General features: G+C 58.1%; 23 protein-coding genes and 1 pseudogene. 20 read left to right on the plus strand and 4 right to left on the minus strand.

All coding sequences use genetic code 11. From position 1 onward, the window contains the following. Positions 1-310: pseudogene (locus ABVF61_RS11510) on the plus strand (FAD binding domain-containing protein); the annotation flags it as partial. Between the two features lie 52 nt (positions 311-362). Here ABVF61_RS11510 and ABVF61_RS11515 read toward each other — a convergent pair. After that, positions 363-1,346 carry a nuclear transport factor 2 family protein gene (locus ABVF61_RS11515; RefSeq protein ID WP_353993704.1) on the minus strand — a complete coding sequence of 328 codons (984 nt, stop codon included), beginning with the start codon at positions 1,344-1,346 and terminating at the stop codon, positions 363-365. A 149-nt stretch (positions 1,347-1,495) separates the two neighbouring features. Here ABVF61_RS11515 and ABVF61_RS11520 point away from each other — a divergent pair, with 149 nt between their 5' ends. The 15 genes from ABVF61_RS11520 to ABVF61_RS11590 all read left to right on the plus strand — a co-directional run bounded on the left by ABVF61_RS11520 (position 1,496) and on the right by ABVF61_RS11590 (position 16,457). Then, positions 1,496-2,551, plus strand: coding sequence for an ABC transporter ATP-binding protein (locus ABVF61_RS11520; RefSeq protein WP_353993705.1), 1,056 nt, complete (start codon positions 1,496-1,498; stop codon positions 2,549-2,551). Positions 2,552-2,631: 80 nt separating this feature from the next. After that, positions 2,632-3,837 (plus strand): ABC transporter substrate-binding protein, encoded by a 1,206-nt coding sequence (locus ABVF61_RS11525; protein ID WP_353993706.1) that lies wholly within the window; start codon positions 2,632-2,634, stop codon positions 3,835-3,837. A 70-nt stretch (positions 3,838-3,907) separates the two neighbouring features. After that, the gene (locus tag ABVF61_RS11530) at positions 3,908-4,933 is read left to right on the plus strand and encodes a carbohydrate ABC transporter permease (protein WP_353993707.1); all 1,026 of its coding nucleotides are present in this window, start codon (positions 3,908-3,910) and stop codon (positions 4,931-4,933) included. After that, positions 4,930-6,096 (plus strand): carbohydrate ABC transporter permease, encoded by a 1,167-nt coding sequence (locus ABVF61_RS11535; RefSeq protein WP_353993708.1) that lies wholly within the window; start codon positions 4,930-4,932, stop codon positions 6,094-6,096. Before ABVF61_RS11530 ends, ABVF61_RS11535 begins: the two co-directional genes overlap by 4 nt. Before the next feature lie 42 nt (positions 6,097-6,138). After that, positions 6,139-6,675, plus strand: a complete 537-nt coding sequence (locus ABVF61_RS11540) for an ester cyclase (protein WP_353993709.1) — start codon at positions 6,139-6,141, stop codon at positions 6,673-6,675. A 143-nt stretch (positions 6,676-6,818) separates the two neighbouring features. Further along, complete coding sequence (gene hisD / locus ABVF61_RS11545; protein ID WP_353993710.1) at positions 6,819-8,129, plus strand: histidinol dehydrogenase; 1,311 nt, start codon at positions 6,819-6,821, stop codon at positions 8,127-8,129. Between the two features lie 2 nt (positions 8,130-8,131). Next, on the plus strand, positions 8,132-9,181 hold the full coding sequence (locus ABVF61_RS11550; protein ID WP_353993711.1) for an ester cyclase: 1,050 nt from the start codon (positions 8,132-8,134) through the stop codon (positions 9,179-9,181). Then, positions 9,178-9,945, plus strand: a complete 768-nt coding sequence (locus ABVF61_RS11555) for an SDR family NAD(P)-dependent oxidoreductase (protein WP_353993712.1) — start codon at positions 9,178-9,180, stop codon at positions 9,943-9,945. The genes ABVF61_RS11550 and ABVF61_RS11555 overlap by 4 nt, the downstream gene beginning before the upstream one ends. Then, positions 9,945-10,976, plus strand: coding sequence for a LacI family DNA-binding transcriptional regulator (locus ABVF61_RS11560; RefSeq protein ID WP_353993713.1), 1,032 nt, complete (start codon positions 9,945-9,947; stop codon positions 10,974-10,976). The genes ABVF61_RS11555 and ABVF61_RS11560 overlap by 1 nt, the downstream gene beginning before the upstream one ends. Beyond that, on the plus strand, positions 10,963-11,931 hold the full coding sequence (locus ABVF61_RS11565) for a nuclear transport factor 2 family protein (protein ID WP_353993714.1): 969 nt from the start codon (positions 10,963-10,965) through the stop codon (positions 11,929-11,931). Before ABVF61_RS11560 ends, ABVF61_RS11565 begins: the two co-directional genes overlap by 14 nt. Positions 11,932-11,955: 24 nt before the next feature. After that, a complete protein-coding gene (locus ABVF61_RS11570; RefSeq protein ID WP_353993715.1) occupies positions 11,956-12,921 on the plus strand; it encodes a cupin domain-containing protein in 966 nt (321 codons plus the stop codon). A gap of 165 nt (positions 12,922-13,086) precedes the next feature. Then, positions 13,087-14,220 carry a cobalamin-independent methionine synthase II family protein gene (locus ABVF61_RS11575; protein ID WP_353993716.1) on the plus strand — a complete coding sequence of 378 codons (1,134 nt, stop codon included), beginning with the start codon at positions 13,087-13,089 and terminating at the stop codon, positions 14,218-14,220. Then, positions 14,217-14,912, plus strand: a complete 696-nt coding sequence (locus ABVF61_RS11580; protein ID WP_353993717.1) for an alpha/beta fold hydrolase — start codon at positions 14,217-14,219, stop codon at positions 14,910-14,912. The genes ABVF61_RS11575 and ABVF61_RS11580 overlap by 4 nt, the downstream gene beginning before the upstream one ends. Next, positions 14,909-15,604 carry an RraA family protein gene (locus ABVF61_RS11585; protein ID WP_353993718.1) on the plus strand — a complete coding sequence of 232 codons (696 nt, stop codon included), beginning with the start codon at positions 14,909-14,911 and terminating at the stop codon, positions 15,602-15,604. Before ABVF61_RS11580 ends, ABVF61_RS11585 begins: the two co-directional genes overlap by 4 nt. Before the next feature lie 310 nt (positions 15,605-15,914). Then, positions 15,915-16,457 (plus strand): cytochrome b, encoded by a 543-nt coding sequence (locus ABVF61_RS11590; protein WP_353996400.1) that lies wholly within the window; start codon positions 15,915-15,917, stop codon positions 16,455-16,457. Between the two features lie 102 nt (positions 16,458-16,559). On the opposite strand, the gene ABVF61_RS11595 is transcribed toward ABVF61_RS11590, so the two are convergent. Both ABVF61_RS11595 and ABVF61_RS11600 read right to left on the minus strand, forming a co-directional pair. Then, positions 16,560-18,422, minus strand: coding sequence for a CHASE2 domain-containing protein (locus tag ABVF61_RS11595; RefSeq protein WP_353993719.1), 1,863 nt, complete (start codon positions 18,420-18,422; stop codon positions 16,560-16,562). Next, positions 18,419-18,931: a FecR domain-containing protein gene (locus ABVF61_RS11600; RefSeq protein ID WP_353993720.1), complete on the minus strand. Its 513-nt coding sequence runs from the start codon at positions 18,929-18,931 to the stop codon at positions 18,419-18,421. Before ABVF61_RS11600 ends, ABVF61_RS11595 begins: the two co-directional genes overlap by 4 nt. Before the next feature lie 124 nt (positions 18,932-19,055). On the opposite strand from ABVF61_RS11600, the gene ABVF61_RS11605 reads away from it, so the two are divergent. The 3 genes from ABVF61_RS11605 (at position 19,056) to ABVF61_RS11615 (ending at position 21,212) form a co-directional block, all read left to right on the plus strand. Continuing rightward, complete coding sequence (locus ABVF61_RS11605; RefSeq protein ID WP_353993721.1) at positions 19,056-19,757, plus strand: Crp/Fnr family transcriptional regulator; 702 nt, start codon at positions 19,056-19,058, stop codon at positions 19,755-19,757. A 102-nt stretch (positions 19,758-19,859) separates the two neighbouring features. Continuing rightward, positions 19,860-20,210 (plus strand): BA14K family protein, encoded by a 351-nt coding sequence (locus ABVF61_RS11610; RefSeq protein ID WP_353996401.1) that lies wholly within the window; start codon positions 19,860-19,862, stop codon positions 20,208-20,210. 255 nt (positions 20,211-20,465) lie between these two features. Beyond that, positions 20,466-21,212, plus strand: coding sequence for an aspartate/glutamate racemase family protein (locus tag ABVF61_RS11615; RefSeq protein WP_502949953.1), 747 nt, complete (start codon positions 20,466-20,468; stop codon positions 21,210-21,212). Positions 21,213-21,263: 51 nt separating this feature from the next. Here the strand turns inward: ABVF61_RS11615 and ABVF61_RS11620 are convergent, their stop codons facing one another. Further along, entirely contained in the window at positions 21,264-21,962 is a 699-nt protein-coding gene (locus tag ABVF61_RS11620; protein ID WP_353993723.1) for a GntR family transcriptional regulator, read from the minus strand. A 147-nt stretch (positions 21,963-22,109) separates the two neighbouring features. Between ABVF61_RS11620 and ABVF61_RS11625 the strand changes: the two genes are divergently transcribed. Then, positions 22,110-23,813: a thiamine pyrophosphate-binding protein gene (locus ABVF61_RS11625; protein WP_353993724.1), complete on the plus strand. Its 1,704-nt coding sequence runs from the start codon at positions 22,110-22,112 to the stop codon at positions 23,811-23,813. The last annotated feature ends 2 nt before the right edge of the window (positions 23,814-23,815 follow it).

The raw sequence follows: 23,815 nt of genomic DNA on the forward strand, positions 1-23,815 counted from the left end.
GTTCCCGCTGATCGAGAAGGGGGCCTATGCGAAATACCCGAACCCGGCCTCGCGCTATGCGATGACGGGTGTTTATGTGGCCAAGCACCAGGACGGCTCTGTGCGGGTTGCAGTGACGGGGGCGGGCGATAACGGCGTCTTCCGGGTCGACGGCATGGAAGCAGCGCTTGCCGGCAACTGGTCGCCTGACGCGGTCGCTTCCATCAAGGTGGACGCCGGCGCCATGCTGAATGACATCCACGGATCCGCAGCCTACAGAGCAAACCTCGTTACCGTCATGGCAAAACGAGCCGTCAGCGCTGCTGCCTGACGACGAGGCAATAACAAAAGAGACCGGTGCGCCTTCGCGCGCCGGTGTTTCCTTAACACTGCTCTGCGATCAGGTCGCGGCCCATCTGCCGGAAAAGGTCGAGATAGTCGAGCAGAACCCAGTTTTCCATGATTTTTCCACCAGCGCAGCGGTAGAAGTCCATGACCCTTAGCGTGAGCGCTTTATGGGTAGCCGCAACACCCAGATAGTCGACTTTATGCGTCATGGTCATGGACGGCCAGCCGCTGACGGCGGCGTAGTTGCCATCACCGATCCGGCAATAATGGTCCCCGCCGACCCGGTCCGGAAAGGCGGTTAAGAACGCGGCCCGGTGATCCTTTTCAAATCCGCTCCAACGGTAGTTCGATCCGATCCCGCCCGGCCCGTACCAAAGCATGTCGTCGTGCCAGTAGCCGTTTTCGCCGGTCTGGCCCTTGGAGGTGAATGTGTTCGGATCGTAGGCTTTGAGATCTGCAAGCATCGCTTCGCAAAGGTCCAGCGTCCGCTCGCCGTCTCCCTGATTGAGCGGCAGGACACCGTCATGGGTTGCCGGGCCCGGAAACAGCATTTCGGTGCCGAGCATGCCTGGAAGCGGCATCCGGTTGGCCTGCCGCATCAGATCGATCAGATCGAGGATGATCTTGGCTTCCGAAATGCGCCCGTCCGGTTCGATCCGGTAGAACTCGCCGGACCGAAGAAATGCCAAGTGATCAGATGGCAGAACACCGAAAAGCGGATTTTCGAAGTTACCTACGTAGTGAGCAACACTGGCGATCCAATGTCCTCCCGGCGCCCGGCGGTTCGGCCCGCCAATGAAAATCTCGTTGCGCCGGCGGACATGGGAAAAAGCGCTTCTCAGAGGTTCGAAGAAGGCCTCCAGAACATGTGTCTTCCCGGAAAGACGCTCTACCGGATAGGCGACATCCCAAACAACTTCGTCGGTTAAGTGACTGGAAATTAAAGAGCTCATCTCGTTCGCTGGTGCCGTGAGGATGAGGTCGAGAAAGCTCTGTGGCTTGAGCCGGAAATCGGACATTTGGTGCCTTGCAACAATTGCGAAGTTTTACGTATAGCAACAATTTTGCATTCGTATGCAAAAAATCATTGCCAAAGTCTTTCCTCTGTGTCTAGCTGAATTGCATAGGAATGCAAGATTGGCGCTCGGATTGCTGAGGAGGGGACGCAGTGGCTGAGATTCAGCTGAAAAACGTTTCAAAACGCTGGGGATCCTTTGTCGGTGTCGACAACTTCGATCTGACCATTGCCGACCGCGAATTTCTGGTCCTGCTTGGCCCGTCCGGCTGCGGCAAGACGACCACCATGCGCATGATCGCCGGCCTTGAAGACGCAACCGGCGGCGAGATCGTTATCGGAGATCGGGTCGTCAACGACCTGGACCCCAAGGACCGCGACATTGCCATGGTGTTCCAGTCCTATGGCCTTTACCCCAACATGAATGTTTATGAGAACATCCGCTTTCCACTGAAGGTGAGGAAGGTCGATCCGGCGACCCACGATGCCCGTGTGCGCCGAGCGAGCGCCATGGTCGAGCTTGACGAATTCCTGCATCGCAAACCTGCAGAACTCTCCGGTGGCCAGCGTCAGCGCGTGGCACTCGCGCGCGCGATCGTTCGCGAGCCGAACGTCTTCCTGATGGACGAGCCGCTTTCCAATCTTGATGCCAAGCTACGCGTTTCGACGCGAGCGCAAATCAAAAATCTCCAGCATGAGCTGAAGGTGACAACCATCTACGTTACACACGACCAGATAGAAGCGATGACGCTGGCGGACCGGGTCGTGGTGATGCAGCGCGGGGTTATCCAGCAGGTCGGATCTCCGACGGAGATATATGACCGGCCTGCCAACACATTTGTTGCCAGCTTTATCGGCTCTCCTGCGATGAACCTGATGGAAGGAACTTTATCCGGCGGTACCTTCACTGGCGAAAACGTGTCCATTTCCGGCCTCAGCGCACCGGACGGTCCCGTCACGCTGGGTTTCCGGGCCGAAGACGCATCTGTTGCCGGAACGAACGCGGAAGCCGAAATCAGCGCACCGGTTTACACCATGGAATTGCTTGGCGACGCTACGATGATCACGGTGAAGGCCGGTGGCGCGCTGGTCTCGGTAAAGGCCAACAAGGACTACCGGATCGAGATCGACGAAAAAGTCGGGCTGCACATTCCTGCCGAAATTTGTCATCTTTTCAATCACGAGACAGGCGCGCGCATTGACGCTTAAGCCGGTCCGGACCCGGCATTGTGCCGAAAAAAACCAGAGCAGCGCCTATAGGCGCATGGAACAGCAGGGAGACCTGACAGATGTTGAAGAAACTGCTTCTTGCCGGTGCGATGTCGCTGGCAGTCACGGGTGCGGCAAGCGCCTGTGACTTTACCAATACGACACCGGTAAAGTCTCTTACCGCCGGCTTTGAAGCCTGGAAAGCGGTGACGTCTTTCATGGCCAAGTGCGGCGACTTCGAAGCCGAACTTGACCAGGAATTCCGTACCAAGCAGCCCGCGGCCTTTGCCGCCAACCCGTCACTCTACCAGATCGGCGGTGTTGCCAACGGAACGCTCGTTCCGCTGCTCAACGAAGGAACTGTGCGTCCTCTCGATGATCTTATTGCAAAACACGGTCAGAACCTGACTGCAAACCAGCTGATCAAGATCAACGGCGAGACCATGGCCGTTGCCATGATGGTGAACGCGCAGCACCTGATGTACCGCGAGGACATTCTGACCGATCTCGGCATCCCGGTGCCGAAAACTTATGACGAAGTGCTGTCAGCGGCCGCCAAGATCAAGGAAGCCGGTGTCGTCGAATATCCGATCGGCGGTACGTTCAAGACCGGTTGGAACCTCGGCGAGGAATTCGTCAACATGTATCTCGGCATGGGCGGCGAGTTCTTCGGTCCTGACAATGCCGCGACCATTGAAAACGAGCAGGGTGTTGCGTCTCTTGAGATGCTCAAGAAGCTGACCGAATACATGGATCCGGAATATCTCGTTTCGGACTCCACCTACGTGCAGCAGCAATTCCAGCAGGGCAAGATTGCCATGGCGAACCTGTGGGCCAGCCGCGCAGGGGCGATGGACGATCCGAATGAATCCCAGGTCGTCGGCAAGGTCAAGATGGCCGGTGCACCGAGCGCCAATGCGCGCGCTGCGTCCACTTTGTGGTGGGATGGCATCGTCATCGCCAAAAATGCGTCCGATGAAGAAGCTGAAGCTGCTTTCCGCGTCGCTATGAATGGCATGACACCTGAAATGGTCAAGGAAAACAATGACGTCGCTGTCTGGCTGATTGAAGGCTACGAACCCGGACCTCTCGCACTCGGTGTTGTTCAAACAGCTGAGGCCGGCGCTTTGCCCTACCCGGCGAGCTCGCAGATGGGCCTGATGCACACAGCGCTCGGCAACGGTGTCGCCGATTTCCTGACTGGCGCGAAAGACGCTGAAACGACGTTGAAGGACATCGCTGCAGCCTACACGACGTCGGCCAAGGAAGCCGGACTGATCAAGTAAGGCTGCGACAGCATTTGCGAGGGGCGCCCGCGCCCTTCGCCCTATCCAGGCACTTTCACGGGAGGGCAGCATGAACACCAAGACATTTGCCGCTTTTGTCGGCCCGTCCATCTTCCTGATGCTGCTCTTCATCGCTGCACCGCTGATCAGCGTTTTCATGCAGAGTTTCTATGTCACGCAACCGGTGTTCGAACCGGTCGAAGTGGAAACCTGCACCCCCGGCTTTCCGAACCAGACATGCGTCACCGAAACAAAAATACAACCGGTAATCGGAGAAGACGGCAAGGTCGTCACGACGGTGAAATATGTCGGTCTGGAGAGCTATTCCAACGTGCTGGAGCCGGGCCGTGCCTGGGAAGCCCTGAGCGCTCTTGATTTCGATGCTCTGCTGACTATCGATTTCTGGAAGGCCCTCCGCTTCACATTGACATTCACGCTGGTAACGCTTCCCCTTGTTATCGGTGTCGGGCTGGCCATCGCGATTACGGTCAACAATGCCACCCGAATGATACGTGGCCCCATCATTTTCGTTTCACTGCTCCCCTTCATCATCACGCCGGTCATCGGCGCGCTGTCAATCCGCTGGCTGTTCATCGGCGATGGCATCATGACGGCCTTTCTGGAGTGGTGGCTTGGGCGGGACATTTCCATGTTCGGACAGGGCTGGACAATCGAACTCCTGATGATGTTCTACCGTGTCTGGCATGTGGCGCCCTTTGCATTCCTGGTCTTTTACGCCGGCCTTCAAACCGTCAACCAGGACACGCTCGAATCCGCGGTGATCGACGGCGCGAGCCGCTGGGAACGGTTGCGGTACGTTATCATCCCGCACCTGATGCCGCTTATTGTCTTCGTCTCGCTGATCCACCTGATGGATTCCTATCGCGTCTTCGAGGAGATTGTCGGCTTCTCGAGCCAGGCCTACCGCATTTCCCTGCAATGGCTGACCTACGACCTGCTGACACCCGATGACAGCGGAAACCGGTCGATTTCACGCGCTTCCGCAAGTGCGATGCTCACCATGATAGGCATTGTTGTTCTGCTGATACCGTTGCTGCGCAAGACCTGGCGCGATCACAAGGGAGGACGGGTATGAGCCTGCCAAAATCCATGCAGCAGCCCATGGCGCTGCAACTGTCCTCAGCCGGCTTCCTGGCATTCTGGTGTCTGATCGCGGCGTTCCCGATCTTCTGGATCGCGGTCATGAGCTTCAAGGACCCGATCGACGCCTTTGCTTCGAACCCGCTCAACGTGATTTTCGGACCGGAAACCGTTGCGACCGGACGCGGACTGTCGATTTTCAGCATCATCGTCGGTATCGCGTTTCTCTGGTACACGATCCACCTGGCCCTGACGCTTCTCCCGAAGATGGTCAACAAATACACACCGCCCCATTTGCTCGTCCCGGGCTGGATTATCGGCGCGCTGGTGTTCGCAATCGGGTTCCTTATTGTGTTCGCGGGGATCCTTCCGCCGGTTCTGGGTGCGCTCAACTCCGTGCTCGGCCCGTTTGGCAAACCGATCCTCGGGCTGACGACGGAGCATTATCAGGCGGTCTGGGTTGAAAACGCGTTCTACGAGAACTTCATCAATTCTCTGATTGTAACGGTTGGTGTGGTGACGGTGTCCCTGACGGTTGGAACCCTTGCCGGTTACGGTCTGGCAAGGTCGGGCTCGGCTGGATCGGTCATCGCCTTCTGGATCCTGATCATCGCTTTGGTCTTCCGCGCATTGCCGCATTCGGTCCTTGTTGCCGGTTACCTTCCGCCGTTCATCAACTCGGCAGAAATCCTGCGCCCGCTCCTCGGCGAGGCGGCGCCGACGCTGTACGGCAAACCCTGGGCCGTCATCGCGGTTCTGGTGTCGATCAACCAGCCCTTCACGATCTGGATGCTGCGTTCGTTCTTCCAGAACATCCCGAATGAGCTGGACGAGGCGGCGCGCGTGGACGGATGCACCCACTTTCAGGCTTTCCGCTGGGTGATCATGCCGGTGATGTGGCCGGGCGTGATCACGACGGGCCTCTTCAGCTTCCTGCTCGCCTACAACGACTATCTGGTCTGTTCGCTTCTCTTGGACGCACAGAACCAGACCATGGTTCCGGCCATCGCCGGCTACTTCAACCGGGAAACGACCACGACGGATCAGGTTGAAGCCGTGGCTGCGGCAGTGTCCATCATCGCACCGCTGTTCTTGCTGATCATGATTTTCCAGCGCCAGATCGTGTCGGGCCTCACAGCCGGAGCCGTGAAGGGATAGGTCTTGAGTCGTTCCAACAAGCATTACAGTAACAGGTGAAATATGAAGGGATCACGTCCCGAACAGGCGGTGCTGAGCCGCGACACGGACATGAGCAAGACGGAAGACACCCGCCGCGTCATTGAGGACATGGTCGATGGCCTCAATGATCACCGCATCGCGGACATCGGGGAGTTCTTCTCCGAAGGCTTCCGGTGGCTGGGAAACACGGGGTGCGGAACCAAGACCGGGCTCAAGGAATTTCAGGACAATTGGCAAAAACCGTTTCAGGCGGCTTTTTCGGACAAGGTCTGCGTCGATGAGGCCCGGCTCTATATGGGCGAATGGGCCGCGGCCTTTGGGCGCCAGGAAGCGACTCACTCCGGCGAGTTCATGGGGCTCGCGCCAACCGGCAAGCGGGTCGAGATCCGGTACATGGACTTCTGGAAAGTGGTCGACGGCAAGATCGTCGACAACTGGGTGATGGTCGACTTCCCGCATGTTCTGGCCCAGCTCGGCAAGGATGTATTTGACGGTCAGGGCTGGGAGTCCTTCGATCGCGGCGAGCGTGTCCCGCCAACGCCAGAAAAAGCTGCGTGACGGAAAACTAAGTAGTTTTTCATGTTTCGCAGAAGGTCACTTGAACTTTCTGCATACGTATGCAAACTGAATGAAAACGATAAGCGCGTGGCGTTTGAGATCCGCAAGAAGATTTTCCGCTCGCGCCGTGAAAGGGATGAAACATGGCCACTGAGTATCTGAAGCGCGGAAAGCCCGAAGCCGAACGCTCGGAAGACGATGCCAAGGTTCGCTCCATCGTGGAGGGAACGCTCAAGGAGATAGAATTGCGCGGCGATGCTGCGGTTCGGGAACTTTCCGAGAAATTCGACAATTACACGCCCGCTTCCTTCCGGCTGGGCGCCTCGGAAATCGAAGCCCTGATGAACCAGGTCTCGCCACGGGACATGGAAGACATCAAGTTCGCCCAGGAACAGGTGCGCAAGTTCGCCGAGGCGCAGCGTGCCTCGATGCTGGACATTGAAGTCGAAACGATGCCGGGCGTGATCCTCGGGCACAAGAACATTCCCGTGCAGTCGGTCGGCTGCTATGTGCCGGGCGGCAAGTTTCCAATGGTTGCTTCGGCGCATATGTCGGTCGCGACAGCATCCGTTGCAGAAGTGCCGCGCATTATCGCCGCAACACCGCCTTTCAAAGGTGCGCCGAACCCGGCTGTAATCGCCGCGATGCATCTTGGTGGCGCGCATGAGATCTATGTTCTGGGTGGCATCCAGGCCGTCGGCGCCATGGCAATCGGGACGGAGACTATCGACCCGGTCCACATGCTGGTTGGTCCTGGCAACGCCTTTGTTGCCGAAGCCAAGCGCCAGCTTTTCGGGCGTGTCGGCATCGACCTCTTTGCAGGTCCGACCGAGACGATGGTGATTGCCGACGAGACGGTTGATGCGGAAATGTGCGCGACCGACCTGCTCGGCCAGGCAGAGCACGGCTACAACTCACCAGCGGTTCTGGTCACCAACTCACGCAAGCTCGCGACCGAGACACTTTCTGAAATCGAACGTCTTTTGAAGATCCTGCCAACAGCCGACACCGCGTCGAAATCCTGGGAGGACTATGGCGAAGTGATCCTGTGCGACACCTATGACGAGATGCTCGCTGTTGCCGACGACATCGCCTCTGAGCACGTGCAGGTGATGACCGACCGGGACGACTGGTTCCTGGACAATATGACCTGCTATGGCGCGTTGTTCTTGGGAGCCAGAACCAACGTTGCCAACGGCGACAAGGTGATCGGTACGAACCATACGCTGCCGACGAAAAAGGCCGGGCGTTATACGGGCGGCCTCTGGGTCGGCAAGTTCCTGAAAACGCATTCCTACCAGAAAGTGCTCACGGACGACGCGGCTGCCGAGATTGGCGCCTATTGTTCGCGCCTGTGCATGCTTGAGGGTTTTGTCGGCCACGCGGAACAGGCAAATGTTCGTGTTCGCAGATATGGCGGCGGAAACGTGCCTTACGGAGAGGCTGCCGAGTAGAAATGGACAAGCACACGGCCCATAAGGCATTGATCGCCCCCTTGCGGGCGGCAATGTATGATTTCGAGGAAGCCGTTGTTCGTGAGACGCTCGAGGGTCTGTGTGCGCCGGATGCCACCTTCAGACTGTGCCACCCGTTTGGAGATACGGTCGGTGCCGGTGCTTTCTACAACAAGGCTTTCCGGCCATTATTCACGGCTATTCCGGATCTGGAGCGCCGCGACACGATTGTGATGGCCGGCCCGACGCCTGAAGGCGACGACTGGGTCGGTTGTGGCGGTTACTACACTGGTTCGTTCGAAAAGCCGTGGCTTGATATTCCGGCGACGGGCCACCAAGTCGCAATGCGCTTTCACGAGTTCTATCGCTTTGTGGACGACAAGGTCGTGGAGTTCCAGGCGATCTGGGACATTCCCGAAATCATGATGCAGGCGAATGCGTGGCCGATGGCGCCAAGTCTCGGGCGCGAATGGCATGTGCCGGGTCCGGCGACCGAGAACGGTATCGTGCCGGGACCTTATGACGCCGAATCCGGTCAGCGCACCTGCCAGCATATCATCGACATGCTGGAATACCTGAAAAAGCACCCTTCTGAGGGCGGTCCGGAAGTGATGGAAATGCCGCGCTTCTGGCACCCGCGCATGAGCTGGTACGGTCCGTCAGGCATCGGTACGGGCCGTGGCATAAGGGGCTTCCGAAAGTGGCATCAGATCCCGTTCCTGAACGGCATGCCGGATCGTGGTCAGTATGTCGACGAAATCACGTATCATTTCTTCGGCGATCGTGAATATGCGGCGGTCACCGGCTGGCCGAACATGATCCAGACTGTCAGTCACGACGGCTGGATGGGGATCGCACCAAGCGGCAAGCGCATTACCATGCGCAGCCTCGATTTCTGGCGGCTTGAAAACGGCTTGATCAGAGAAAACTGGGTGCTGGTTGACCTCCTGCATGCGTACGACCAGTTGGGGGTTGACGTTTTCGGGCGACTTCGGGAATTCAACAAGGCCCGTGCTGGCTTTGATCCTGAAACCGGAGTGTCCCTGACATGATTGACCTTCCTTCCACGCCGAGCTTTTCGCTCAAAGACAAGAAGGTGCTTGTCACCGGCGCCTCGTCGGGCATTGGACTTGCCTGCGCGACCGCATTGGCCGAAGCGGGCGGCGAAGTGGTGTTGGCCGCGCGCCGGCAGGACAAACTTGCCGAAGCCGTTGAGGCCATGACCGCAAAGGGTTGGAAGGCCTCGTCGCTTCAACTGGACGTGGCCGATGTTCTGGAAGTCCAGGTCAGCGTCGAAAGGCACGGCCCGTTCGACGTCTTGGTCAACAGTGCCGGCATTGCGCGTCACACACCCGCAACGGAAACGACGCCGGAAGACTTCGACGCTGTTATGAACGTCAATCTCCGCGGAGCCTATTTCGTTTCGCAATGCGTTGCCAAGGGGTTGATTGCAGCTGGAAGGCCGGGGTCGCTGATCAACATGAGCTCGCAGATGGCGCATGTCGGCGGTATCGACCGGGCGGTCTACTGCGCTTCGAAATTTGCTGTCGAGGGCTTCACCAAGGCAATGGCCCTGGAGTTCGGTCCGAAACAGATCCGCGTCAACACGATCTGCCCGACATTCATCCGCACGCCCTTCACCGAAGCAACCTTCGACAACCCGGACCGGGTCAAGTGGATCGAGGAAAAGATCAAGCTTGGCCGGACCGGCACGGTGGAGGACATCATGGGTGCCGTTCTCTATTTGGCAAGCGACGCGTCTGCGCTGGTCACAGGCACGTCGCTGATTGTTGACGGAGGTTGGACGGCGGACTGATGCGCGCTGAGAAAGTCACGTCCGTTGATGTTGCGAAAATGGCAGGTGTCAGCCAGTCCGCGGTCAGCCGCGTGTTCACGCCAGGGGCATCGGTCTCTCCCAAAATGGCGGAGAAAGTGCTCAAGGCAGCTCAGGAACTCGGATACAGGCCCAATGTTCTGGCGCGTTCGCTGATCACCGGGCGGTCGCGCATCATCGGGCTGGTGGTCGCCTACCTGGAAAACCAGTTTTATCCGGACGCGCTCGAAAAGCTCTCCACGGCGCTGCAGGCCCATGGCTACCACATTCTCGTTTTCATGGTTTCCAATGATGACGCCGGCGTCGACAAGGTGATGGGAGAACTGCTGGACTATCAGGTCGACGGCATCATTACCGCATCCGTCGGCATGTCCAACGCTTTGGCTGCCCGCTGCGCGGCGGCCGGGGTGCCGGTGGTTCTTTTCAACCGTGGCCAGGACGACGAACGGCTCAATCAGGTTACGTCGAACAATATTGAGGGTGGTCGCAAGATCGCGGAGTTCCTTGTTGCCGGCGGCCACCGCAGGATCGCGCATATTGCTGGCTGGTCGGGCTCGTCGACAGGCCGCGACAGACAGTCTGGATTCCGGGCCGGACTGAACGCTGCTGGACTTGACATAACCTGCTGTATCGACGGGATGTACAACCGGGAGACGGCCGCTGCGGCAACGCGCGAAATCTTCTCCGGAAAAGAACCGCCCGACGCGGTCTTTGTCGGTAACGATCACATGGCGTTTGCCGTGATGGATGTCCTGCGGTTCGAACTGAAACTCGACGTTCCGGGCGACGTGTCCGTGGTCGGCTACGATGATGTGCCGCTCGCCTCGTGGCCTGCCTACGATCTGACGACCTTGCGGCAGCCTTCGAATCGGATGGTGGAAGCGACTGTCTCCACGCTGCTTGGCTGGATCGAAGAGGGCAGCAACGACGTTCAGAAAATACAGATCGACGGACCGCTCATGATTCGCGGCTCCGCGCGCATACCCGAAGGATGGCCCGATGAAAGGCTTTGACCCGCGCTGGAAGGATTTTCCGGACTACATAATCGGCATTACGAAGGAGATCTGGGAAGAGCGCAAGATCGCGACGCTGCATCACTACTATTCCAGCGACATCATCGTTCGGTCGCCGGGCTCGCTCGTGGTCGGCAACAAGGATGTGATTGGCGCGACGATGGCAACCCTGTCGGAATTTCCCGACCGGACCCTTTACGGCGAAGACGTCATCTGGTCCGGCACACCGGAAGACGGCATGCTGTCGTCCCACCGTATCATCTCAACCGCGACCCATCTCGGTGACGGCGTCTATGGAAAGGCGACCGGCAAGAAACTTCAATACCGGATCATCGCCGACTGCCACGCCATCGAAAATCAGATCAACGACGAATGGCTGATCCGCGACCAGGGTGCAATTGTCCGGCAAATGGGATGGGATCCGAAAGACTATGCGCGTGATCTCATAGCGCGCGAGGGCGGACCGGAAAACTGCGTCCGGCCCTTTACGGCAGCGATGGACAAGGCCGGCCCCTACACGGGAAAGGGCAACGACAGTGAATGGGGCGCGAAATACGCCGATATTCTGGGCCGTCTCATGAATGCGGACATGGCGGCGATCGAGGCGGAATACGACCGCGCGTGCGAGCTTGCCTATCCCGGTTTCGTCAACGGTTATTCCTGGGCCGCTGCAGACAGGTTCTGGATGGGACTGCGGTCCAGCTTTCCGTCCGCCGAATTCAAGATTGAGCATCAGATCGGACGCGACGATCCCTTGATGCCGCCGCGTGCGGCCATCCGCTGGTCGCTCTCCGGCAAACATGATGGTTGGGGCGCCTTCGGGGAACCCTCCGGGGCAGATGTCTACGTCATGGGCGCGTGCCACGCCGAATTCGGTCCCTGGGGGCTGAGACGCGAATACGCGCTTTTTGACGAGACGGCGATCTGGAAGCAGATCGCACTGAAAACTGGATGATGTGAGCAAACAGGCAGGTTGGTTATGACCCCTCAAGAAATGGAAAGCCGGATTGTACGCTATGGCGATCTGAAACCGTGCCGCACGGCATTTATCGATGCCCACACGCCTGGCTCGGATCAGAAGGAAAATTTCACAATCATCGGAGGCGGGGTCTCCGAAAGTCCGGACCAGCACGTGCATATCAAGGAAACGCCAGGCTTCAATATCGGGGCGGCAGGCCAGCCCCCGAAATGCCGCAACTCGCTGCATTCGCATACTACGGCAGAGGTGTTCTTTGTCCTGAAGGGCCGCTGGCGGTTTTTCTGGGGCCGTTGGGGATCAGCCGGTGAAGTTGTTCTGGAAGAAGGCGACATTTTCAACATCCCGACGGGCATCTTCAGAGGCTTTGAAAACATCGGCACCGACTACGGAATGATCATGGCGATCCTTGGTGGTGATGATGCCGGTGGCGGCGTGACCTGGGCGCCCCAGGTCATTGAAGACGCAGCCGATCATGGTCTTGTTCTCGGCGAAAACGGTGTTCTCTACGACACAAAGAAGGGGCAGGTGCTGCCGGAAGGCATCAAGCCGATGCCGCTTTTGACTGACGAACAGCTTCAGGCCTTTCCCGAACCGGGCAATGAAGCCGTCATCAGGGACTATGTTGCGCGTTACTGGGACATGACGGCACTCTCCGCCAAAACGCCCTGCCGGGTAATCGGCGAAGCCGGGCTGCTGAAAGACAAACCGGGTTTTGAGGTCGAGTTCCTGACCCGCGGATCAATTCCGGAAACGAGCTACAGTCTCGCCAGTCATGAAATTCTGATGGTGATGCGCGGCCACTGGAAACTCAGTTGGGCAGAAGGCGAGAAGATACTTGCGCCGGGTGACACAGCAGCTGTGCCGCCGGGGCTCGAACACAGCCTCGTGCCCTCCATGAGCGGCGAAGCCAGCCTGTATCGTGTCATGAACACCGATGATCCGGCGGGACCGACCTGGGTTAGTTGATGAAGGTTCAATGCTGCCCCGGCGAATTTTTCGCAGACGGTGGTTGACCAAGACGCCCGTCACGGCTCGCGCCCCGCTTGCCCTGGAAGGCGCAGACAGGTCATAGCAGTTCGAAACATATCAAAGGCATGGCGAAAGAATATGCCGGAAACACTGGGGGAGACCATGAGCAAGATTGACGTTACCCATGTCGGCTCATTGCCGAGAACACAGGAAGTCGTCGACTTTATCTTTGCCCGGGAAAAGGGCGAAGCCTATGACGAGGCTGCCTTTGATGCGGCCATGGCGGCCGCCGTTTCGGAGACCGTGCGCAAGCAGGTCGAGGCTGGCGTCACCATCGTCAGCGACGGCGAGACCTCCAAAATCTCTTATGCGACCTATGTGAAAGACCGCTACACGGGTTTTTCCGGCGACAGTCCCCGCAATGCGCCCGCCGACTTGAAGATGTATCCGAGCTTTCTGAAACGGATCGCGGAAAGCGGCGGCACACCCCAATACGCGCGTCCGATGTGCACCGGCGAAGTCCGCTCCAAGGGGCAGGGCGAGCTGATCAAGGACATCCGCCATCTGAAACTTGCAATGGCAGAACACGGGGCGGAACACGGTTTCATGAATGCGGCCTCGCCCGGGGTGATTTCGCTCTTTCTCCAGAACGATTACTACCCGTCTCGGGAAGCCTATCTGCAGGCGCTCGCAGACGTCATGAAGGAGGAATACGAGACCATCGTCGCTTCGGGACTGAACCTGCAGCTCGATTGTCCGGACCTCGCCCTGTCAAGGCATATGCTCTTCACCGATCTGTCGGATGATGAATTCCTGAAGATCGCGGCGAGCCACGTCGATGCGCTGAACCATGCGCTTCAGAACATTGACCCGGCAAAGGTGCGCATTCACATCTGCTGGGGGAACTACGAAGGCCCGCATGTCTGCGACATTTCCATGGACAAGGTGTTCTCGACCCTGATGTCGGCGCGTGCCCGCTACGTGCTGTTCGAGACGTCCAATCCCAGACATGCACATGAGTGGACCGTTTTCCGTGACCGCAAATCTGAAATTCCGGACGACAAGATTCTTGTGCCGGGCGTGGTCGATACGACCACGAATTTCGTGGAGCACCCACAAGTGGTCGCGCAGCGTCTGGACCGGTTCATACCGATTGTCGGCGCCGATCGGGTGATCGCCGGATCGGACTGCGGCTTCGGGACTTTCGCCGGTTTTGGCGCTGTTGATCCGGAGATCGCCTTTGCCAAGCTGAAGGCACTTGCCGACGGTGCCGCAATTGCCGGAGGACATGCGTGACCCCACTCGTCCTGCTTCCGGGCATGATGTGTGATGCGCGGCTCTACGGCCCTCAGATTGCCGCGCTGTCTGGAAGCGTGCCAATTCATCTGGCTCCGATCACAGACTGCGCCACAGTAGAAGAGCTCGCCGCAGATGTTCTTTCGAGCGCACCGGCGCAATTTGCGCTGGCCGGGCTTTCAATGGGCGGGATCGTTGCGATGGAAGTCGTGAAGCAGGCTCCGGACCGGGTTTTGAGACTGGCCTTGCTGGATACAAATCCCCGGGCGGAACTTGAGGAAGTCAAGCAACGGCGCGAGCCACAGATCGACAAGGTAAGGGCAGGCGGACTGCGCGAGGTGATGAGAGACGAACTCAAGCCGAATTACCTCGCAAATGGCCCGCTGCGGCAGGACGTCCTGGAGGTGTGCATGGCGATGGCTCTTGATCTTGGTCCCGAGGTTTTCGAGCGACAGTCAAGGGCTCTTCAAACGCGGCCTGATCAGCAGGAAACGCTGAAAGCGCTGAAAATGCCGACCCTGATCCTGATGGGCAAGGAAGACCGGCTCTGCCCTTTGGAGCGGCATGAATTGATGCACACGCTTATCGAGGGTTCCGATCTCAGGATCGTTGAACAAGCAGGCCATCTGCCGACCCTCGAACAACCCGAGGCCGTGAACGCGGCCTTCAAGACCTGGCTGGAAATCCAATGAACACCGAGCTCCTGGACCTCCTGAAATCCGTCGACACGCCGACAGTGTGCAATGCGATTGAAGTGGCGGAGGGAAAACGCGGCTTCAACCGTTTCACGCGCGGGACCATGCTGGCTTCCGACCCTTCGGCCCTTGCCATGGTGGGCTTCGCGCGCACCGCAAAGATCTCCGCCTTGGCACCGCCGACCGAACCGCCTGAAGTCATCAAGGCAAGACGGATGGATTACTACCGGTACATGTCCGAGGGACCCCGCCCGGCGCTGACTGTCGTTGAGGACATTGATTTCCCGAATGCCATCGGCGCCTTCTGGGGGGAAATCAACACGACCGTGCACAAGGGTCTGGGGCTCTCAGGAACGTTGACCAATGGGGTCATGCGCGATCTTGGCGACTTGCCGGACGGGTTTCCGGTCGTTGCCGGATCGATTGGACCGAGCCACGGCTATGTTCACGTCAAGGAAATAGATGGACCCGTCAAGATCTTCGGTCTGGACATTCATCCCGGCGAACTTGTCCATGCGGACCGGCACGGCGCGTTGGTTGTCCCCGAAACAGTGATCCCCGATCTGGCGAACGCGATCCGTAAGCTTCTGGACACGGAACAGCTCGTTTTGGCCCCGGCCCGGGAACCTGGTTTCGATTTTGAAAAGTTCGAAGCGGCGTGGGCGGCATTCGAAAAAGCCCGCACGTAACAACCGGACTTTCCAGCACGGAAAACGTCGATCCGCCACGGCCATGAGGGTCCCGACGGTCCTCATCCCAATTTTTTGTTTTCGTCAAATGACAGTGTCGCGCGTCACAGGTCGTGCGGCAAGTGATGCCTTACGTTTTGATCATCGACGGACGGAAAGTCTTTCGATTGCTGGAAACGTTTGGCGGCAAGATGCGTGTAAAGGTGGATGAATCCACTATGCTACGGCAACACGCGGCCAAGACGGTCAATGCAATGACGAACAGCGGGAACAGGAGTGGGCAGTGTCAGAACGAATGGTTTCAGAAGGAATGTCCGGGATCGGCGGACAATCAGTTCAGTCCGTTTCCCGTTACGGCACTCCGGCGCGCCTGTTGCATTGGGCCGTTGCTGTCCTTGTCCTTGTGACTTGGCCCCTCGGGCTGATGATCGGTTTTGCCAAAAAGGATGTGGTTTCGACTTTCTACCTTCTCCATGAAAGTTTCGGTTTTCTGGTGATCTGGCTGATGCTTTTGAGGGTAGGCAACAAGCTCACGGCGGTGTCGCCGCCGCACGAAGGACCGGCTCTGGAGCGTTACGCTGCCACAACGGTTCATGGTCTGCTTTACCTCTTCCTGATCATCATGCCGGTCTCTGGTTTCCTGGCGACCAATGCACACGGGTTTCCGCTGAAATGGTTTGGTCTGTTTCAGGTCTGGAGTCCCATCGGCAAGAGCCCGGATATCGCCTGGACGCTTTCAGCCATTCACGCCTGGAGTGCCTGGATCCTGCTTGCCCTGTTCGCGCTTCACATAGGTGCCGTACTGTTTCATCACATGCTTAAGAAAGACATGACTCTCTACAAGATACTTTAGGCAATTGCCTTGCACCAACGAAGCGCGCGGACGGCTGGTACATTGACGTGCCGGCCGTCCTCTTGCGATGAAGAGCGCTTGCACATGGATAAGCCAAGGCGTTCAGGAATATCCGGAAACGCGAACTGGAACGGCGGGAAATTCCCCGGTCCGCCACAGCGCAACCTGCAAATCCTGCTGGCGTCCACGGATCGAGACGGTTTCAAGTCGCGGTGTCGGCATCCTGTTGCCCGACCGGCTGGCTACCGCGTCGAGCAGATCCACCGAAAATGCGATTGACGCATCGTGGCCTTTTGCGATCTCCAGCAACCGGCTGGCAACATTGACGCAGTCGCCGGTCGTCGTGATCTGCTGCTGCCTGTCATGTCCTAGTCTGGAGAGCACAACCTTTCCGAAATGTGCGCCCACGCGCACAGCGCTGATGTGCGTTGCCGCGTTGGAGTTTCCCAACCATCCGCTAATCGTGCTTTCCAACTGAAACGCACAGCGCACCGCGTTGACCGGATCGGTTTGCGATGCATCGGGAACGCCAAAACCGAGCATGGCACCGTCGCCCATGAAATCCAGCACAGCGCCGCCCGTTTTGTCGGCGACATCGACAACGATCGTGTGGAAGGTTTTCAGGAAATCGCGGGTTTTGACGGGGCCGAGCTGTTCGCTAAGCCCGGTGTAACCCGACAGGTCGATGAACAGCATGGCCGCGTCCTGTTCTCGCGGGTGAGCAAGAAAGTCCGGATCTTCGGCAATGCGATCGGCGAGCCGTGGAGATTGAAAGCGGCTCAATGCTGTCTGGGCCTGCATCAGCCGCCGCGAATGGAACCGGTCAAAAATCTGCCTTGTGACCAGGAGCCCGACCACCGGCGGCAGGCTGGCGGCAAATGGCAGGGCGCCATTCAGCCACTGCGACTGCCCGAAAAGTAAAAAACCCGCGAGCAGCCAGCAGGCCAGCAGAAAGATGTAGAATACGGACGCCGGTGCGAGCGGTAGAAAGGCGACCGCAACAAGGCCGAGAACGGTGATGGCAATTGCAGCGGTGCCATCCGCAAGCCGTATGATGTCGTTTCGGGCAAGCGCAGTCCCGTCAAGAAGATTGGCGATGCCGGTTGCCTGCACTTCAGCGCCGGGCAAAACAGGGTCGAAGGGCGTGCCGAACCTGTCGCCGACACCGGTCGCGGTGACGCCCAGAACAACGATCTGACCGGTCAGATCCGGGGCTTTGTCGGTGAGCAGACGTTCGGCGCTGACCGTCCGGATCGTCCCGCCCGGCCCATAGTAGTTGAGCGCAAGATGCCAACCGGCATCAAGAACCTGATCGCGGTTGCCCGTTCTGAGGCCAGACTCGGTAATAATGGGCGTCTTGTTTGAATAAAGCTCCAGTGCCTTGAGGCTGAAGGATGGCTGCAGTCCTGCGTCAGTCAGGAAAAGGAGCGGGATGTGCCTGGGAGTACCGCCGGTATCTGTCACGACATTTGCAAGGCCCACTTCGGCGGCATCGGCGATTTCCGGCGTGGGTGGCAGGATGCTTGCAACGGTCGGCACGAAACTCGCCGACGAAGACATGTTCCCGCTGTGCCCTGCCGCGGCAATCACCACCGGCAGGGCTTTGAACTGCTTTGCCAGGGCGGCATCGCCCGCACTGTCCGATGCGCCGAACAACAGAATGTCGATCGCCAGCGCCTGGGCTCCGGCAGCCTCGATCTTCCCGACCAGCTCTGCCAGCTGTGACCGTGTGAGCGGATATTTTCCAACGATCGATACCGTTTGATCGTCGATCGCGACAATTGTCACGTTCTTCGGAGCTTTCCGCTCACCGGTCAGGATGATGCGCAGATCAAGCAAAACAGTCTCGAACCTGTCGAGCACGCTCGCGGTGCCTGCAAGATGCCGCTGGGCGAGATATCCGCTCCAAGCCAGGCCACTTACGAAAGCAAGGGCAACAATCCAGCGCGGAACGGTCGATTTCATCGACCGAAACGGCTTAGGAGATTTCTGACCCTCTCGGCGCCCCATTCGCGAGCGACAAGCGGTTCACCGGGCGCAACATCAACTCCGAAGCCTTGACCCAAAAGAACCTGATCGGACCCGTCCGGGCGAGAGACCGCAACCTCGCCTTCACTTACGAAGACGGCGGTTTTTCCGTCCTCGACGTCGACGGCATAGACTGTTCCGCGCACGGCCGCGATTGCGTGCGGTGTCCGGATCTGAAACGGTCCGCTGCCGGGTGCGACTTCTATCAACACGGCGTCGGACGACACGTCCACGTCCGTCGGTCTGTTGTCAGCGCCTGATGTCACGATGCCGAGCGCTGCAGCGGCTTCGGCTTCCAGAACCACGCCCCCTTCGCACTGGTAAACGATGCGAGGCGGATCTGTCAGGTTCGATGCCGTGCAGCCAACGAGTGATTGCGCGACCGCTCCTTGAGGTGACAGAGTGATCAGAAGCGTGAGCACCGTGAGCAGGACGAAGTTTCTCATTGTCACCTTCCCGAAAATGTCTTTTATCGACCCCGTTGGATCCATACCACGATGTCGATCCGTATATGTGCTTAATGTTGTAGCAAGCGATTTAAGCCGAAATAATGCAGAAAGAGAGCAGAACATGGAAGTCGACCGTGATTTCAACAAGGAGAAACTTCTCGGCAAGAGTTTCGTGTTCGATGCGTTTGACGACCAGGCAAAGCGGGAACTGGCAAGTTTTGCCTTTGTGAAGCGCTACAAATCCGGAGAAACCATTTTTACCATGGGCGACCCGGGGCAAAGCATGATGGCGATCGCTGAAGGCTCTGTGCGGGTAAGCATGCTGACGCCGAGCGCGCGCGAGATTACGCTCAACGACTTGCAGGCCGGCGATGTTTTCGGGGAGATAGCGCTGCTCGACGGTGGTGAGCGCTCCGCCAGCGTAAAGGCTCTCACCAATTGCACGCTGATAGTGCTCGAAAGGCGCTCCCTCCTGGATGTCCTGCAGCGCAACCCCGGCCTGTCCATTCCGCTGATCGAACTCCTGTGTCAACGCGTCCGGCGCTCGGATGAGCGCATGATCGAAATCGCGTTTCTGGATCTTCCGGTGCGGCTCGCGAAACTTGTAATCCGCCTGACGGTGACGCCTCCCGGCTCAGAGGATAAGCCGCTGAAAAAACTTTCACAGTCCCAGTCCGAGCTTGCAAGCATGATTGGAAACACCCGTGAAAACGTGAATCGCTGTCTGCGAAAGTGGCAGAAGGCGGAATTGATCACACTACGGGACGGTTGGCTGATCATTGACAATAGAGAGGCGCTTGAAGCGATAGCCGAAGACGACTGATCTGGACGGTCGGTTGCTTCCATAAGCAGCAAGGCCCTTTTGGGGCCCGCCGGTTTGGCGTGTCGCCCGTCACAGGCAAACACCTCATTGCATTCTTACGTGATGCTCGCTGGCACGACAGAAGTGACCAGCGCGCAAAAACACAAGGATGCAGTAATGTTTAAAAAATCGATTGTTAAAACTTTTTCTCTGGCAGCAGTCGCCGTCTCTTTGATCGTAGCCGGTGCCTCCACCGCGTCTGCCGGAAACTATGGCTATGGAAAACACCACGGCAAGAGCTTCGGCTACGTCAAGGTAAAACCGTTTTACGGCTTCGGATACGGCAAAAACAGAGCATGGCAGAAGCATGTCGGCTGGTGCAGCAAGCGTTTCAAAACCTATAATTCCTATGACAACACGTTCCGGCCATATAACGGCCCGCGCAAGAAATGCCGCTCCCCTTTCTTTCACTGATAAACCAGTCGTTTACATCGACAGCGGGTCCTGACCGGGACCCGCATCGTTCCTCCTAGTCCCTCTGCTTTATTTAACCTTCTTCCGTCCTCAGTACCTGTCGAAGAAGCGATCCGGCAATCCTCTCTGAAGACGCCTTTGGGTCCGGTCTCCAGCAGTTTCGACTGCGTTGATACTACCGGAAAATAAATTGTATACAGACCTGCGTTCAAAAATGTATATCTTGAAGGAGGCGCATCCTCGACCACGAAGGAAATGGCAGTGACGGTTCAGCGCGGCGGGAAAACCGTTTACGGTGCAAGTGTCGGCATATTGATGCTTGAAACGCGCTTTCCGCGCATTCCAGGTGACATGGGCAACGCCCTGACCTGGCCCTTCCCTGTCCAATACCGGGTCGTGCGCGGCGCATCGCCCGATCTTGTTGTAAGGTCCGATGCACGTCCGCTGTTGGATACCTTTATCGGGGCGGCGAAGGACCTTGTTGCAAGTGGTTGCGACGGCATTACGACAAATTGCGGGTTCCTGTCGATCCTGCAGGATCAATTGGCTGAGCAGATAGATGTCCCGCTGGCAACCTCATCCCTGATGCAGGTTCCGATGGTCCAGGCAACGCTGCCTCCCGGCAGGCGGGTCGGCATCCTGACCATATCCCGGGAAACCCTCACCGAGGATCATTTGAAAGCGGCAAATGTCCCGCTGGACACACCGATTGTCGGCACGGAACGCGGCAAAGTCTTCACGCGGGACATTCTGGGTGATGCGCCTGAAATCGACTTTTCAGCTTGCCTTGAGGACATGCGCGATGCAGCAAGGGAACTCGTCGCGAACAATAGCGACTTGGGTGCCATTGTCCTGGAATGCACAAACATGGTGCCCTATGCCGCAGATATCCGCCGGTTGACGGGCTTACCCGTCTATTCGATCTACAACTATGTACTCTGGTTCCAGCAAAGCCTCGCTCCAGCCCGTTTTGCATTGGAGCTGGATGATCCGCGCTGGTGAAAATCCTGTTCCCTGACGCAGGTCACGCTTCGTTGCTGCGGGGCTCATCTCTCAGTAACTCGGCACGTAGAGCTGCGAATAGGCGAGGCGGACGAGCTCGATGGTTTCGCCGCTGCGCCGTTCGATATGACTGCGGAGCGCTTTGACGGCCGCATCCGTGTCGCGGCGCTTGACCGCATCGACGATCCGGCGATGAGCCGGCAGTGACGGATCTTCTTTTTCGCCGTCTTTCATCTGCTCGCGGATCTGGCGGAAGTTGATGAGGCGCACGTAACGAATACGCTCATTCAGGTTGCTGAGCAGCCTCACGAGTTCCCCATTGCCGGACAGTGCGGCAAGGCGCAGGTGAAATTCTTCGTCCTGCTGCAGAACCTCCGTCAGATCTGTTGACGTGAAATACGTCTTTTCAAAATCGTCGAGATAGTCACAAAGCGCCAGGATTTCTTCGTCGCTGGCATTTTCGATGCCCCGGATGATTCCCTCGGTCTCGATCGCGCACCGGGCCTGGTAAAGCTCCAGGATTTTTGCCGGTTCAAGCGGGCGGCAGAAAAAGCCCTGACCTTTCGCAAGCGTCAGGAATCCTTCGGCAACCAGGCGGTTGAGCGCTTCGCGCAGAGGTGTCCGGCTGGTGCCGAGCTTTGTTGTCAAAGCCGACTCGTTGATGCGTTCGCCTGGCTTGAAGTCGAAATGGATCGCCATGTCGCGCAATGTCTCGTAGACGCGGTCAACGCTGCTGAGACGTTTAGTCATGTGTTCCTGCCCTGCCGATCCGATCGCGTTGTCTCCTGATAGATCAAAAAACGGGTTTTGTGAACATTTGCGCCTTCACATTTGCCTACAGAGCTGTATACAATATTGAGTGCAGTTAAGGATTGCTGTCCCAGGGAGGCGTCTGGCTTGGGAGAAACCATTCGTAATGCGTTAAATGGTGCCGAAGCGATGGTGCGGTCGCTAGAGGCACACGGCGTCAGGCACATCTTCGGGCTGTGTGGTGACACGACGCTGCCGTTCTATGACGCCATGTTTACCCTCGATCACGACATTACCCACGTCCTCACAAGGGACGAGCGCAGTGCGGCCTATATGGCGGACGCTTATGCGCGCGTGACCGGGCGGGTCGGCGTATGCGAAGGCCCGTCAGGGGGAGGAGCCACCTACATTCTTCCAGGGCTTATCGAAGCGAACGAGAGCTCTTATGCGGTCTTGTCGATCACGACCGACATCTCGGTCGCATCCTACGGCAAATATCCGTTGACCGAGGTTGACCAGGAAGCGTTGATGCGCCCTTTGACCAAGTTCAATACGGTCATAAAGCGGGCGGATCATATTCCCCGCATGGTGCGCCAGGCTTTCCGCGCGATGACAACGGGCAGGCCTGGGTCCTCCCATCTCGGTCTGCCGTATGACATTCAGTATGATCCTGTTGCTTCAGAAGATATCTGGGGCGATCCCAGACATCAGACCTTTCCCGCCTACCGCGGCGCTCCTGAACCGGGCGCAGTGGAGGCAGCGGTTGAAGCCGTCCTGACGGCGAAATCCCCGCTGATCGTTTGTGGTGGCGGCGTTGTAATCTCTGGTGCCATGGAAAGCCTGGACCGTCTGGCGAGGCGTCTCGATCTGGCCGTTGCAACGTCCATTTCCGGCAAGGGGTCGCTCGCTGACACCCACCCGCTTTCCCTCGGGGTCGTAGGATCGAATGGCGGAACGGACGAAACCTGGGAACTGATGGAGGCAGCCGACCTGGTTGTCTTCATGGGATGCCGTGCCGGTTCCACGACCACGTCGCGCTGGGAGGCACCCAGGCCTGGGCAGCGGATCGTGCATTTCGACAGTGATCCCATGGTGATCGGCGCCAACTATCCGACCGAAGTCGGCGTGGTCGCGGATCTGAAACTCGCTCTTGAAACGGCAAACAGCTATCTCGATGTGCGCCCGGGTGAACTGCCGGCATTCGGCGGCGCCGCAAAGGTTGCCGATATCAAGGACCGCAAATTCGCGAAGTTCCAGGAGCTCGCCCGAGGCAAAACCGGTGAGATCGTCCCGGAACAGATCATCGACACGTTGAACAAAAAGCTTCCTGATGATGCGATCGTGGTTTCGGATCCGGGAACGAGCTGCCCCTACTACAATGCCTATTCGCAGCAAAAGCATCCTGGCCGGCAATACATCACCAACCGTGCGCATGGTGCGTTGGGTTATGCGCTCTCTGCCGCGCTCGGGGCCTGGTATGGACGGCCGGACAGCAAGGTCGTGGCCATGATGGGAGACGGTTCCTTTGCGTTTGCCTGCGGTGAATTGGAAACTGTTGTTCGCGCCAATGCGCCTATCACCTATATCGTTTTTTCCAATTCGGCCTTCGGTTGGATCAAGGCAAGTCAATATGCCGACTGCAACAGGCGTTATTACAATGTGGACTTCAACCGGACCAACCAGGCGGCTGTCGCTGAAGCCTTCGGCCTGAAAACCTGGCGGGTGGAAAATGCGGAGGATCTCGGCAGGGTCATGACGGAAGCCCTCGCCCATGAGGGGCCGACCCTTATTGACGTGATCTGCCAACCTCTTGAAGAAGCGGCCGCACCGGTGCGGCGTTGGATGGGTTGAGG

Source organism: Roseibium sp. HPY-6 (assembly GCF_040530035.1).
Taxonomy (GTDB): Bacteria; Pseudomonadota; Alphaproteobacteria; order Rhizobiales; family Stappiaceae; genus Roseibium.

Coding starts and splice junctions, on each gene's coding strand:
- ABVF61_RS11530 (WP_353993707.1), top strand. CDS start 3,908: ATGAACACCAAGACATTTGCCGCTTTTGTCGGCCCGTCCATCTTCCTG.
- ABVF61_RS11590 (WP_353996400.1), top strand. CDS start 15,915: ATGTCCGGGATCGGCGGACAATCAGTTCAGTCCGTTTCCCGTTACGGC.
- ABVF61_RS11605 (WP_353993721.1), top strand. CDS start 19,056: ATGGAAGTCGACCGTGATTTCAACAAGGAGAAACTTCTCGGCAAGAGT.
- ABVF61_RS11565 (WP_353993714.1), top strand. CDS start 10,963: ATGAAAGGCTTTGACCCGCGCTGGAAGGATTTTCCGGACTACATAATC.
- ABVF61_RS11535 (WP_353993708.1), top strand. CDS start 4,930: ATGAGCCTGCCAAAATCCATGCAGCAGCCCATGGCGCTGCAACTGTCC.
- ABVF61_RS11515 (WP_353993704.1), bottom strand. CDS start 1,346: ATGTCCGATTTCCGGCTCAAGCCACAGAGCTTTCTCGACCTCATCCTC.
- ABVF61_RS11585 (WP_353993718.1), top strand. CDS start 14,909: ATGAACACCGAGCTCCTGGACCTCCTGAAATCCGTCGACACGCCGACA.
- ABVF61_RS11525 (WP_353993706.1), top strand. CDS start 2,632: ATGTTGAAGAAACTGCTTCTTGCCGGTGCGATGTCGCTGGCAGTCACG.
- ABVF61_RS11575 (WP_353993716.1), top strand. CDS start 13,087: ATGAGCAAGATTGACGTTACCCATGTCGGCTCATTGCCGAGAACACAG.
- ABVF61_RS11615 (WP_502949953.1), top strand. CDS start 20,466: ATGGCAGTGACGGTTCAGCGCGGCGGGAAAACCGTTTACGGTGCAAGT.
- ABVF61_RS11550 (WP_353993711.1), top strand. CDS start 8,132: ATGGACAAGCACACGGCCCATAAGGCATTGATCGCCCCCTTGCGGGCG.
- ABVF61_RS11555 (WP_353993712.1), top strand. CDS start 9,178: ATGATTGACCTTCCTTCCACGCCGAGCTTTTCGCTCAAAGACAAGAAG.
- ABVF61_RS11560 (WP_353993713.1), top strand. CDS start 9,945: ATGCGCGCTGAGAAAGTCACGTCCGTTGATGTTGCGAAAATGGCAGGT.
- ABVF61_RS11570 (WP_353993715.1), top strand. CDS start 11,956: ATGACCCCTCAAGAAATGGAAAGCCGGATTGTACGCTATGGCGATCTG.
- hisD (WP_353993710.1), top strand. CDS start 6,819: ATGGCCACTGAGTATCTGAAGCGCGGAAAGCCCGAAGCCGAACGCTCG.
- ABVF61_RS11620 (WP_353993723.1), bottom strand. CDS start 21,962: ATGACTAAACGTCTCAGCAGCGTTGACCGCGTCTACGAGACATTGCGC.
- ABVF61_RS11600 (WP_353993720.1), bottom strand. CDS start 18,931: ATGAGAAACTTCGTCCTGCTCACGGTGCTCACGCTTCTGATCACTCTG.
- ABVF61_RS11610 (WP_353996401.1), top strand. CDS start 19,860: ATGCTCGCTGGCACGACAGAAGTGACCAGCGCGCAAAAACACAAGGAT.
- ABVF61_RS11595 (WP_353993719.1), bottom strand. CDS start 18,422: ATGAAATCGACCGTTCCGCGCTGGATTGTTGCCCTTGCTTTCGTAAGT.
- ABVF61_RS11540 (WP_353993709.1), top strand. CDS start 6,139: ATGAAGGGATCACGTCCCGAACAGGCGGTGCTGAGCCGCGACACGGAC.